This is a genomic window from Acidobacteriota bacterium (assembly GCA_016716905.1).
Lineage (GTDB): Bacteria > Acidobacteriota > Vicinamibacteria > Vicinamibacterales > SCN-69-37 > SYFT01.
Window position 1 is genome coordinate 1,794,701 of sequence record JADJUS010000004.1, and the last position, 12,559, is coordinate 1,807,259.

At 65.1% G+C, this 12,559-nt stretch carries 8 protein-coding genes; 4 read left to right on the top strand and 4 right to left on the bottom strand.

Annotated features, from left to right (window positions below):
• The first annotated feature begins 23 nt into the window (after positions 1–23).
• Positions 24–2,540, top strand: a complete 2,517-nt coding sequence (locus IPL75_12025) for a zinc-dependent metalloprotease (GenBank protein MBK9240964.1) — start codon at positions 24–26, stop codon at positions 2,538–2,540.
• A 14-nt stretch (positions 2,541–2,554) separates the two neighbouring features.
• On the opposite strand, the gene IPL75_12030 is transcribed toward IPL75_12025, so the two are convergent.
• Positions 2,555–4,060 carry a CotH kinase family protein gene (locus IPL75_12030; protein MBK9240965.1) on the bottom strand — a complete coding sequence of 502 codons (1,506 nt, stop codon included), beginning with the start codon at positions 4,058–4,060 and terminating at the stop codon, positions 2,555–2,557.
• A gap of 50 nt (positions 4,061–4,110) precedes the next feature.
• Here IPL75_12030 and IPL75_12035 point away from each other — a divergent pair, with 50 nt between their 5' ends.
• Positions 4,111–5,334, top strand: a complete 1,224-nt coding sequence (locus IPL75_12035; GenBank protein MBK9240966.1) for an MBL fold metallo-hydrolase — start codon at positions 4,111–4,113, stop codon at positions 5,332–5,334.
• Positions 5,335–5,352: 18 nt separating this feature from the next.
• Positions 5,353–6,945 carry a fibronectin type III domain-containing protein gene (locus IPL75_12040; protein MBK9240967.1) on the top strand — a complete coding sequence of 531 codons (1,593 nt, stop codon included), beginning with the start codon at positions 5,353–5,355 and terminating at the stop codon, positions 6,943–6,945.
• 21 nt (positions 6,946–6,966) lie between these two features.
• On the opposite strand, the gene IPL75_12045 is transcribed toward IPL75_12040, so the two are convergent.
• On the bottom strand, positions 6,967–7,809 hold the full coding sequence (locus IPL75_12045) for a maleylpyruvate isomerase N-terminal domain-containing protein (GenBank protein ID MBK9240968.1): 843 nt from the start codon (positions 7,807–7,809) through the stop codon (positions 6,967–6,969).
• Positions 7,810–7,831: 22 nt separating this feature from the next.
• Positions 7,832–8,371 (bottom strand): Uma2 family endonuclease, encoded by a 540-nt coding sequence (locus IPL75_12050; protein MBK9240969.1) that lies wholly within the window; start codon positions 8,369–8,371, stop codon positions 7,832–7,834.
• 149 nt (positions 8,372–8,520) lie between these two features.
• Here IPL75_12050 and IPL75_12055 point away from each other — a divergent pair, with 149 nt between their 5' ends.
• Positions 8,521–9,075, top strand: coding sequence for a Smr/MutS family protein (locus IPL75_12055; protein MBK9240970.1), 555 nt, complete (start codon positions 8,521–8,523; stop codon positions 9,073–9,075).
• 3 nt (positions 9,076–9,078) lie between these two features.
• On the opposite strand, the gene IPL75_12060 is transcribed toward IPL75_12055, so the two are convergent.
• Positions 9,079–12,549 (bottom strand): TM0106 family RecB-like putative nuclease, encoded by a 3,471-nt coding sequence (locus tag IPL75_12060; protein MBK9240971.1) that lies wholly within the window; start codon positions 12,547–12,549, stop codon positions 9,079–9,081.
• Positions 12,550–12,559: the final 10 nt, after the last annotated feature.

The window sequence follows — 12,559 nt, forward strand, 5'->3', positions numbered from 1 at the left end:
CGCCCATTCCCCTGGGAGATCCAATGCGATACCGACGCCCACTTCTTGCCCTGATCACACTCATCGCCGCGGCCACGCCGATGTCGGCGCAGAACCCGCCGCCGGCCGCCGCCCCATCGCAGGAAGCTGGGGCCCAGCCACCGGCCGGTGCGGCAGGGAGACGGGCCCCACGGCCCTACGACCAGGTCATTACCGCTCGCGCGCGCACCGAACGAGGCGCGTTCGCCGTGCACAAGGTGGACGACCGGTACTTCTTCGAGGTGCCCGAGGCGATGCTCGGTCGCGACTGGCTGCTGGTCAGCCGCATCTCCGGGGTGCCGGCCGGCAGCGGCGGCTTCCAGAGCGCCGGTAGTTCCGTGGCTGAGCGCATGGTCCGCTGGGAACGCCTCAACAACAATGTGCTGCTCAAGAGCATCAGCGTGGATGCCGTGGCCGACGAGTCGCTGCCGATTGCGCGTTCGGTGAGCCAGAACAACTTCGCGCCGATTCTGGCGTCGTTCCCCATCGCCGCTTTTGGTGCCGACAACGGCAGCTTCGTGATCGACGTCACCGACTTCTTCAGCGGAGATACGCCTGCGCTCTCAGGACTGTCAGCGGCGCAGCGGCGCACGTATGGCGTTCGCCGGTTTGATGCGGCGCGCAGCTACCTCAGCGACATCCGCTCGTTCCCGATCAACGTCGAGGTGCGCCATGTGCAGACCTTCGACGCGTCAGACCCGCCAGGCGACCGCACCGGCGGCGCGGTGAGCCTCGAGATGCGCCAGTCGCTGGTGCTGCTGCCGAAGGAACCCATGCGGCCGAGGAACTTCGACCCGCGTGTCGGCTACTTCACGGTGGAACGCGTGAACTACGGCCTTGACGTGCAGAAGGCCGAAACCGAGACGTTCCTCGCCCGCTGGCGCCTGGAGCCCAAGGACCCAGCCGCGTATGCCCGCGGCGAGTTGGTGGAGCCCATCAAGCCGATCACGTACTACATCGATCCCGCCACACCGACGCGGTGGAAGCGTTACGTGAAGGAAGGCGTCGAGCAGTGGCAGTCGGTGTTCGAGAAAGCGGGATTCAGGAACGCCATCATTGCGAAGGAAGCGCCGACCAAGGCTGAGGACCCTGACTGGGATCCGGATGACGCGCGCGTGTCGATGGTGCGATGGGCGGCGAGCCTGGTGCGCAACGCCGTGGGACCGCACACGTCCGATCCGCGGACCGGCGAAATCATCAACAGCGAGATCACGTGGTACCACAACCACATGCGCAGCTATCGCAACCGGCTGATGCTGGAGACCGGCGCGGCCAACCCGGCGGCGCGTTCGCTCAACATGCCAGACGAGCTCATGGGCGAGACGATGCGCCAGGTCATCACGCACGAAATCGGCCACGCGCTTGGCCTGCAGCACAACATGGTGGCCAGCAGTTCGTTTGCGGTGGAATCGTTGCGCGATCCGAAGTTCACGGCCAAGTACGGCGTCAGTGCCACCATCATGGACTACGCGCGCCAGAACTACATCGCGCAGCCGGGTGATGGGCTTCAGCCGAAAGACTTCATCCGCAGGCTTGGCCCCTTCGATGACTTCGCCATCAACTGGGGCTATCGCGTCCTGCCAGGCAAAACGGCAGACGATGAGAAGGCGACGCTGAATTCATGGATTGTGAATCAGACGGGGCCGTTCCCCTATCGCTTTGTGCCCGGGCAGTTCGGCGCGCTCGACCCGCGTTCGCAGACCGAGGACATGGGCGACGACCCGATCAAGGCGTCCACCTACGCCATCGCCAACTACAAGAAGATGATTCCGAATCTCATCGCCTGGACGACAAAGCCGGGCGACGACTACTCGGAGCTGACCGAGCTCTACACCGAAGGGCTTGGCCAGTGGGGTACGTACATGGGCCACGTGGCCGGGCTCATCGCCGGGGTGAACGTCGATCTCAAGACCGCCGATCAAGCCGGGGCGGTGTTCAAGGTGGTACCGAAGGCGAAGCAGAAACAGGCGCTCGCGTTCCTCAACGAACACGTGTTTGTGACGCCCGACTGGTTGCAGCCTCCGGCCATCGCCGCGTTGATTGGTCCAAGTGCGTTACCGGGGCGTCAGGCCAACGTGCTCAACAGCCTGCTCAGCAACGCACGGCTCGGACGCCTGGCGGAGATTGAGAAGTTCGATGCCATAAATGCCTATCCGGTGGCCGAGTTCATGGCCGACGTGAAGGGCAACATCTGGAACAGCCCGCAGGCCACCGCGCCCGACGCCAACCGCCGGTCACTGCAGCGCGCCCACGTGGCTCGCCTCGGCGCCATCGTGAATCCGCCGGCCACACCCGCACCTGCCGCCGGCGCGGCGCCCGCCGCCGCACCTGCGCCGCCTGCGCCGTTCATGGCGCCGGTCGTGCTCGCGCAGAGCGACCTGCCGGCGCTCGCCCGCGCCCAACTGCGAGCCATTCAAGCGCAGGCGCGCAGTGCGGCGGCGACCACCGTGAATCCCGTCATCAAGGCGCACTGGGCGGACATCGTGGACCGCGTGGCGGACATCCTCGAGACGCGCAGATAAAGTCCGCGGGGCGTCTACTTGCGCCCCGCCGCGATGACATCGGGGTGCGCAAGCAGATACGCGCGGCGTTCTTCGATGAAGTCCTTGATCACGGTTTCAGTGAACTCGGCCGTCGGGTAGAGCTTGCGGGTGTCGGCTTCGACGTCGGCGCGAATGAGTGCGCGATAGGCCGCCACCTTGGGGCCGATCTTCGCCCAGTCCAGCGCGTTGGTCGCGATGTGGTGAATGTACTGCAGGTACTTCGTCCGATACTCAGGCACCGCCAGCAATTTGTTCCGCAACGCCTTGTTCACATCGTCCATGTAACCGACAGGGTCGGCTTTGGCTTCGCGCGGGCCGCCGCCGCGGCCACCAGCTGCCGCCGGGCCGCTTGACGCGGTGGTGAACGCCTCGTTGGTGTCGTGATGCAGGATGTGGAGCACGCCCTTCGTGTCCACATAGAGGTTGAAATCGCTGCCATGCAGCCAGTAACCGTCGCCGCTCATCACCACCATGTCGAGCGCGAGGTAACGCAGCGCGCCGTCCACATTGAAGATCGGCTCGATGGCCGCCTTCAGGCCTTCAGTCGGCGTCTGTGCCAGCACACGCGTCACGTTCATCAACACCTTCCATGACGCGTCGCGGTCGGCACTCTGAATCTCATACCACTTGCGGTATTCGTCGATGCTGTCGCCCAGATACGAGAAGCTGCCGAAGCGCGACCGGTTCGACGACTTGAATCGAATGCCGTCCTGGGTACCAAACGCGTCCCTCAAGAAATCCCTGTTGAACCGTTGTTGGTTGACGTACACCCCCCACGACTCGCCGTTGATGACCACACGCATGTAGTTGGCCTTGAGCGCCGGCAGATACTGCCTGACCATGTCGAGGTAGACCATCGATCGCAGAAACGTGGGATCGGAGTGAGCGTTGAGAAAGGTCAGATCCGAATAGCCCTCAAGCCGCTGGTCGGCGTTCACGTGATCCACGGACACACTCAGCGAGCGCTTGCGGCCTCGAGCCACGCTGAAGAAGGAACTGTTTCCACGGAACTGGAGGCCGACATTCGGGTAGCTCTTTCCGTCCACGCGCATGGTGGCCGGCACTTCGATGTCCGTGTGGTAAAACGCCTCCATGTCCTCTTCCCACCCGGCGTCCGGGAAATCCAGGAACACCGTGCGCAGGGTGGCCGGGTCATAGAGCGGCTTGCCCGGGTGATTCTGCACATCGGCTGGAGTCATGCGCGGGCCAGGTTCAACGGGTGTGGCTACCGACGCCCCACGACCGCCTCGCCCGGCCCGAAGCTCGGCAATCCGCACGCGGGCAGCCGTCCGTTCGGTCAGGTTCAGCCAGCCGTTTTTGTCCTGGTCAAACTGCTTGAGCAACTCGAGATCAGGCGTGCGCCCCTGCGGCGGTGACGGTGCGCCACCCTGCCTCCCCTGCGCCGGGGGCGGTGGTGCGCCTTGCGGCGGCCCGACCTGCGCGAATATGAACGACCACGAGGCGACACACAGAGCGACAACGCTGGCCACACGTTTCATCCAAGAGACTCCAGACTCGAGGTAGCGGGATTATAGGCCTACACTAGGGCGTGTTTCAGCCGACTCTCTTCGCTCGGGGGCCCCGGGCTTCAGCCCGGGACGCGTGGCGGCTGCCAGTCGCCCTTCTGGTGGCCGTCACCTCGGTGGGTTGCGCGACCTTCTCGATCAAGACGGACAGTTGCCCGGCTTACCCCGGGCCGACGCCGATGGCGCCGGCCTCCGCGGCAGCCGCATCAACTGCGAGCCCCGGCACGGCCCAGGTGAAGGTGCAGTATCTGGGCGTCGGCGGCTTCCTCGTGCAGCGGGGCGACGACGTGGTGTTGTTTGGACCGGTGTATTCGAATCCGAGCCTGCTGGAGGCGATGGGCGACCACCAGATTCGCACCAATCGCGCGCTGGTCGATCGCCTCCTGCCGCGCGAAGCCACCCAGGCCCAGGCCATCGTCATCGGCCACTCGCACTACGACCATCTGCTCGACACGCCGTATATCGCGAACGCGCATGCAAAGAACGCGACGGTGTATGGGAGCCGGACGACCGCGTCGCTCATCGCGTCCAGCCTTCCCGCGGCGCGGCTTGTAGACGTGGGCCCGGCGGCTGTCATGGGGCAGTCCGTCGCGATCAACGCGCGGATGCGCCTGTGGCCGATTCGCTCCGAACACGCCGACCAGTTCCGTGTGAAGGTGCCGCTGACGGGCGTCAACATTCCGTTCCACGTGTGGCGGGGCGAGGTGGCCGAGCCACTGTCGGCGCTTCCGTCCAACGCCAGTGAATGGGCCGAAGGCGAAGTGTTTTCATACCTGCTCGACTTTCTGGATGACCAGGGCCGGGTGGAGTTTCGCGTGTACTACCAGGACTCGGGCACCGACGCGCCGGTAGGTTTCCCCTGGGGCGGGAAGGAACCGCCTGATGGCAAGCGTGTGGATGTGTCGCTGATTTGCCTGGGCGGCGACTTCGAGCACCTCCACGACCATCCCGAGGGCATCATCAAGGCGACGCGGCCTCGCTTCCTGCTGCTGGGCCATTGGGAAAACTTCTTTGTGCCGCAGGACGACATCTGCCGCACGAGCAAAGTCGCGGCCATCCCGCTGCAGGACACGCACTATTTCATCCGCCGCGCGAAGGCGGCCATGAAAAGCGCGAAGCTGGACGGCAAACCCATCGTCCCCTGCCCCACGGCCTCGGTATTCAACTTCCCGATTGATCCCGCCGGCGACGCCGCCGTCCACAAAGCGCTGAAGAAACCTGGCGCCACGTACGAGTGCGGCCGATAGCCCTACAATATGCCCGACATGCACAAGATCTCATTGGCGCTTTCCGCGGCAGCACTGAGTTCCCTGGCCATCGTCCTCGCCGCAGCGCCCAGCGCGCCAGTCGCTGATCGCACGTGCGCCACAAGCACCACGCTCGAGGCGCTGGCCACATGCATTCGCACCCAGATGCCGCAGTCGGGCTCCAACGGCTTCGTCGAGCCGAGTCTGGCCGAACAGGCGGACTGGCGATGGACCGTCAACCAGATGTTGGGCGGCGCCTGCAACTTCGCTCTGCCGAGCACCATGAACGGCATCGCGCAGGTCAGGACGTTCACCGATTCCGGCAATGGGCGCGCCTACTGCCTGCTCATGGAAGTGGCCGACGCGAACAACAACGGCTACGTAGACCGCGGGTGGGGCACGTTCATCACCTACGATGGCGCCACCAGAGAGATCAGCCACCAGGCACCCCATCCGATCTCCGACAGTACGACCGAAAGTCAGGCGATGGGCGTGTTCAAGGGCACGGATTCGCGCAGCTACCTGATGGCCGGCGCGCATCGGCTGGCGAATGCGGCGGCAAGCACCTGCCAGGCCTCGTACGGACAGGCCGACGCGGCGCACAACACGGCCAACATGTTCCACGCGACGAACCTTGAGCTCATGGCGTGGTACGGTGCCAACGACTGGCACGCCATCCAGTGGCACGGGATGGCGGCCGATACCTGCGCCAACACGGATGTGTATCTGTCGCATGGCAGGAACGTGACGCCCACAGCGGGCGACCCCGTTTCGGTGCTGCGGTCAAACGCGTTGTCGGACCACCCGTCATGGGACCTTGATGTGACCGGCGCGGGCGTCTGCAGCCTGAACGGCACCGACAACACGCAGGGCCGCGTGATCAATGGAGTGCCCGCGGCCAATGCCTGCGGCACCTCGGCCACCGGCTACACGGGCCGGTTCCTCCATATCGAACAGGACCCAGGGTTCCGGAGCGCGGCCGACTGGATCGGCCCCGTCGCCGATACGTGGCCGGCGATCGCGCCTCCGACTGTGCCACCGGCGCCGAGTGGGTTAACCGCAACGGCTACCTCATCGAGCCAAATCACATTGGGCTGGGTGGACAATGCCGCGAACGAAGATGGCTTCACCATCGAACGCTCCACCGACAACAACACGTTCACGCCACTCGCCACGGTCGCAGCGTCCGCCACTGGCGGCGTCGACACAGCCCTGACCGCGGCCACCACGTATTACTACCGGTTGCGGGCGTTCAACGTCGCCGGTGTGTCGGACTACTCAAACATCGCCAGCGCCACCACCCAAGCTCCGCCACCTCCGCCTCCGCCGACACCGCCCGCCGCACCGACAAATCTCAAGGCGCAGACCGACCGGCGCACCATCAAGCTGACCTGGACGGCCTCATCCAGCCCGAACATCACTCACATCCGGGTGTATCGCTCCACGGTCAGCGGCGGGCCCTATGCGCTTATCGCAACGCTCCCGAAGACGACGAAGTTCACCAATACGGGGCTGACCATCGGCACCACTTACCACTACGTCGTTGCTGCCGTGAACAGCAGCGGAGCGGTGAGCGGCTACTCCAATCAAGCGTCAAAGACGGCGAGATAGGCAATGGGCCAATGAGGGGCCTTAGACCACAACCGACCGGGCAGCCAGCAGCGGATCGGTCAGGTCTGCGCGACCATCGACTTGCACGGCCCCGTGCGCCGCGTTGCCCTTCAGTGCGTTAAACAGCAATCGCCACGCCGCATCGTCTGTCATGCGCACGCGAGCGGTTGGCGCCACCGCTGCGCCTGCGAGGATCTGCCAACCGCCACGCCGCACCAACGTCCACTGACCTCCCGACGGGCCCGTGGCATCGATGGTGACGGTATCTCCCTCCGCGGCGTCGATATTTCGATACGCATGCGGAAGACCTCGGACCGCGATTTCCAGAACGGCGTGCAGGAAACGAGGGTCTGGGTGCGAGGCCGCACCCACGGCCAGCCGAATCTGCTGCTGGTGATGCCACAGTTCGGTAAACTCCCGGCCGACGTCGAACCAGCCCTCGGACGTCTGCTCGCCGGCCCACGACACGCCGAACAACGCGGGGGCATCCATCGGGAGGGCTTCGAAGAAAGCGGCCAACTCGATGGTCGCCTTTTCGGCGAGGTCGGTCAGAAGTCGAGGGCTCAGCCGACGGCTCGCATCCACCCAGTCGGCGTTGATGCCATTGATGAACTCCACGAACTCGCGTTCGGACCTGATTGGGCGCTTCGGCGGCGGTGGAACAAGTGCATCACGATGGAACGACAACCGCCGCATCGAGAAATCCACCACATGCGCCACCACATCACGCACGAGCCAGGTGCCTGCGATGGTCGGCTTCTCGAAGTCTGCCGGTGCGAGGCCGCGAAGCAGCGCAACGAGTTCTGTGGCGACGGGACGAAAAAGCGCACGGGTATCGGTGGGCTGCAGAGGCGTCAGAGACATCCGACGATTCTAGCGTGTTGGTTCAGATCACGTATCCCATGATCGAGGACAAGCTGCGCTCGAAGTCAGGCAGCACACCAGACCGGATCGGCTCGATCCGGGCGTGGGTGGTGCGCAGGCGCACCTGACCTTCCTTGAAGTGCAACACCTCTACGCGTCCCGTCAGTTGGTGCACCAGCCAGCACTCCCGAACACCGTGGTCGCGAAACCAGGTCACGCGCTCGTCTGTGTCGCCAATCCGCGGCGTGGGAGACAACACCTCAACCACAAGATCAGGCGCGCCGAAGACCTTCTGTGACACCGTTGCCGCGCCGCCGTTGAGAATGACGAACAGGTCGGGCTGCACTACAAGCGGCCCATCGGCGTCGAGCACCACATCGAGAGGCGCCAGCCATACCTGGCCGAGCCGCTGCCCCACGACATGTTCATGGAGTGTCAGATACAACGAGCCCACGGCCGCCTGGTGCATCGGCGTCGGCGATTCCGCCACCCGCATCGCGCCATAGATCAACTCCTGCGGCGTCACCGATTCCGGAGTTTCGAAATACTCACGTAACGTCATACGTCCTCCTGTCACTTCCCGCTCCCGCCTCAACGCCGCACTCTGCATGATCACTCTCTTCTCTTGCGTGTACCGACGACGGTGCCATCGTCGGCGGCGACTCCGCAAGTGAGAAGATCGTGCCAACGTGCCACAATGCCGTCGAACCGATGGCCAATCGACGCTCACGCCCGGTCGCACCTTCGTCGCTGCCGCCATCAGAGGTGTCGCGCGGCGACATGGAGTTATTCGAACGCGAAGTAGCAGATGCGCGTCCGATAGCGAAGGACTCGCCGGAGCGCGTGACGGCAAAGCGGGACACCGCGCCGGTGTCCCGGAGTCCGGGAGTCCAGGGGTCGCCCGCCACAAGTGTAGAAGCAGGGGAAGAGGCGCTGGACTCGTATGTGGCGCCCGGTGTGGATCGTCGGGAGTTGCGGAAACTCAGGCGAGGTGACTACGCGCCTGACCTCCGGCTCGACCTGCACGGCCTGATGGCCGTGGAGGCATTGGCTCGAGTGGCACGAGTCCTCGAGGGTGCCCCCGGTCGCCGTCCCCGCTGCCTGTGTGTGGTACACGGACGCGGACTCCGCTCGGCGGGCAACCTGGCCGTGCTGAAGCCGCGCGTCCGCCAATATCTGCGCGCGCATCCGGCCGTGCTGGCGTTCAGTGATGCGCCGTCGAACGACGGTGGTCCTGGCGCGGTGTATGTGTTGTTGCGGAGATGACCGCTACAGCGCCATCTCTCGATACCGGCACAGCGCATTCGCCAACTGCATCTGCGCTGGTGACTGACAGTCGGGTTCGAAGAGCCTCGGGTTGGCCACAAGGATACACAGGCACCGTGCGCGCGAAGTGGCCACGTTGAAGCGGTTGAGGCTGTAGAGGAACCCGAGGCCGCGCGGTGCATCCTCTGGCCGCGATGTGGCCATCGAGTAGATCACCACCGGGGCCTCCTGGCCCTGGAATTTGTCAACCGTGCCGACGCGGGCATCGCGCGACAGGCCATCCTGCAAACGACTCACCTGTGCGTTATACGGGGCGACGATGAGGATGTCGGCGACGGTGAGTTGCCGTGCGGTGTCATGTTCGTCCACCCACTCGGATCCGGGCGCGAGGAGGCTGTCCACGATGCGCGCCACCTCGGCCACCTCTTCGTCCGACGCGTTGCGATTGCCCTCGTGCTCCACAGATACGATCCGCAAGCCGGCGCCACTGAACCTCTGGCCGCCACGAAGCACCTGACGCTCGAGGCTCGGCAGCGGCGTCAGGCGGTCCTCATAGAAACACTCCGACGTGAAGTCGCAGATGCTCGGAGCCAAACGCCGGGTGACACCCAGAAACTCGCCCCGCTCAGGCGGCATCGTCTTGTGCGCACCCAGCATGTGCTGCAACGCCGATTGGCCGACACCATCGGGGTGCACACCCTTTGAGGGCTGCTCGAGTTGCTGGGGATCGCCGAGCAGCACCAGCGCATCAGCCGCTACGGTGCACGCGAGTGTGTTGGCCAGCGACATCTGGCCGGCCTCGTCAACAAAGAGCACGTCTACGTCCTCGGCCTCCTTGCCGGTCCAGAACCACGCCGTTCCGCCCACCACCATCGGCGACTCGTCGTCGAACTCCTTCTCTTCGCTATCGTCGTTCTTGTTGACGTGGCGGATGGGCACGGCAAGGCCGCGCCGCTCAGGCCGCTTCGACTCCTTGCGCACGGCCTTGAGGAGATTGGCGATGGCCGCGTGGCTCAGAGCCGTGACGCCCACGCGCTTGCCGGCCGCGACGAGGTCACAGATCATCACACCGCCCGAGTACGTTTTGCCGGTGCCGGGAGGCCCCTGAACGGCCAGCACCCGGCCTCCTTCGGGGTCCTGGAGTCCCGGGGTCCCGGAGTCGACAGGACCGAGGAGTCCCACCAGCGTCTCGACGTCGCGAAACGCCGGGGTGCGCGCTTCCAGCAGATCCATCGCCAACGGATCCGCAGCGCCGTCGGCCATTGCCATGCCGATGTCATACAGCGCGTCTTCGATGGACCTGGCGCTCACCACGTCGTGCACAAATGCCGACACCGGACGCTGCCCGGCTCGTGCCGGCCCCACCTTGACGTCCAGCGTGCGCGACTGCCGATCGATGGCCGCCACCTCACCCCACACCTTCCCATCCACCAGGTTGAGTTTGTTGCCTTCGCGAATGTCGCAGTCCTGCACCGGAAAGCGGAACCGCTCCACCGCTGACCCGGTCGGCCTGCCTGTGCGCTTGTGAAGCACCACTTCCACCTGCTCGACATGTTCGAGGCCCGAGACGGCTTTCCGCTCATCCATCAACGCCGCGTCGTCCAGATCCAGGAGCCGGAAGAACTCCCACCATTCGCCCCTGGCCTCTCGACGATGCCAATCGAGGAGGTAGGCCATGAGATAGAGGGCGCGGTCCCGCGCCTCAGTGCCTTGGCACTCCCCCGGGGTTAACGCCCCGGGGCTCCGTATGAGAGCCAGCAGCCGTTCGCGGAGCGCCAGGACCCGTTGCTCGCGCTCACCGACTGTTTCGGGCGCTTCCCCACTCTCCCTCTGCGGCCGGGGCACGTCGGCCCCACCGGCAACCAGTTTTTCGCGCTGCATCTCGAGCCATACCTGCAGCTGCCACGTGGAACGGACGTCGTCGCGGTTGTAGCCTTCGACGGCCGCACGCACATCGTCCGTGATCGCTCCGGGGTCGCCCGACTCAAGCGCCACCTCGATGGCCTGCCGCTCGCGACCGGCCTGCCGCAGGTCGATCTCGCGCGTGAAGCCGTAGTACTGCTCCATGTCCTTGATCGAATAACTCTCAACGCCCGCACGGATGGACTCGCGGACGACGGCGTAGAGGTCAACGAACGTTCCGGCGCGCAGCATGGTGTCGAGCGCCTCGGCGCACGTGGCGTATCGACCCGCCAGGCGCTTGAACGCCGACGGCTCGTACGGCGCGTAGTGGTAGACGTGTGCACCGGGGTTGTGCTCCACGTACCACGCGATCCTCTCCACGACCTTCTCGAACGCAGTGCGCTCATCGACGTCGGTGAAGGCCCACCGGCCTTCATAGTAGAAGTTCCCGTTGGCGTCCACCCAGCCGAGACCAAAGAGATACTCGCGGGAACCCTCGCCGGCTTCAGTGCTCAGGGCGTGCCGCGCGAAGGGGTCGCCCTCCAGGTCGAGATACAAATCGCCGGGTGATGGCGCAGGCAGTCGCTTCAAGCCGCGCAGCGGCAGCGGCGTGCCGTCGGCGGCCACATGCGGCTCCACCGGCAGCAGCTTGAACTGTGGCTCCTTCGTCACGCGCTGTTTCAACTGGAGCGCCGCCTGGTCCTGCAGCTTCACCAGCGTGTCACGCGACCCATGAGTCGGCTTGATGCCCGCTGGCACGTCCCACTCCGCCAGTGTGGTCAGAGTGGTGACGCTGTGGGCCTCGAGTTCGCGCTTGTGATTGCGGCCGAGGTTGGCGACGAACTGGATGTGGTCGTCCTTGCGGCGCTGCGCGTTGCAGACTTCCCACCACCGGCACACGGAGCAGTGCTCAACGGGATCGGGATAGGTGGCCCTCTCCGCTGAGGCTCCGGCCCGGCTGGCTGAATCGGCCGCGTCGATCAGCTTTGCCTTGACCAGACGATAGTAGGCCGCCACTTCATCCACGCGATACGTGTGCGTCGCTGCGGGCGTGACGACGAGGAAGCGTTCCGGAGCACGGCTCTGCATTTCGCCGAGGAGTTCGGAGTACACGCACAGCTGGAGGATGGCGCCGGCGCGAGTCTCGCGGGCGAGTTTGGTGTCGTGGGCTTCATAGTGCCAGCCGCCGAGCGCGCTGTCACCGGCCACCTTCACCAGCACGTCGGCGTATCCTGACCAGGTGTCGTTGCCCAGTGCGGCCTGGACGATGACATCGGCGCCGCGGCGCATGGCGTCGAGACTTCTCGCCACCTTGCCGGCCATCGGAGCCTTCGGGTCTTTGAACGGTGTCAGGTCCTCGACGGTCAGTCCCTGCGCACGCAGGCTGGCCACGTACCGCTGTTCGTGCTCCTCGCCGCGTTTGCGAAGTTGGTCGGCCAGCGGGTCGCTGTAGGTCGGCTTCGTGCGCAGCCCGCGTACCGCGTCGAGCTCCAGCGTCAGCGTGTGCCGGCACGCCAGGAAGTTCGCCAGGTCGGTCGGAGAAAAGACGCCCCCTCTGTCACTGATGCGCATTGATACTCAC

Coding starts and splice junctions, on each gene's coding strand:
- IPL75_12050 (MBK9240969.1), bottom strand. CDS start 8,371: ATGACGTTACGTGAGTATTTCGAAACTCCGGAATCGGTGACGCCGCAG.
- IPL75_12055 (MBK9240970.1), top strand. CDS start 8,521: ATGGCCAATCGACGCTCACGCCCGGTCGCACCTTCGTCGCTGCCGCCA.
- IPL75_12025 (MBK9240964.1), top strand. CDS start 24: ATGCGATACCGACGCCCACTTCTTGCCCTGATCACACTCATCGCCGCG.
- IPL75_12040 (MBK9240967.1), top strand. CDS start 5,353: ATGCACAAGATCTCATTGGCGCTTTCCGCGGCAGCACTGAGTTCCCTG.
- IPL75_12030 (MBK9240965.1), bottom strand. CDS start 4,060: ATGAAACGTGTGGCCAGCGTTGTCGCTCTGTGTGTCGCCTCGTGGTCG.
- IPL75_12060 (MBK9240971.1), bottom strand. CDS start 12,549: ATGCGCATCAGTGACAGAGGGGGCGTCTTTTCTCCGACCGACCTGGCG.
- IPL75_12045 (MBK9240968.1), bottom strand. CDS start 7,809: ATGTCTCTGACGCCTCTGCAGCCCACCGATACCCGTGCGCTTTTTCGT.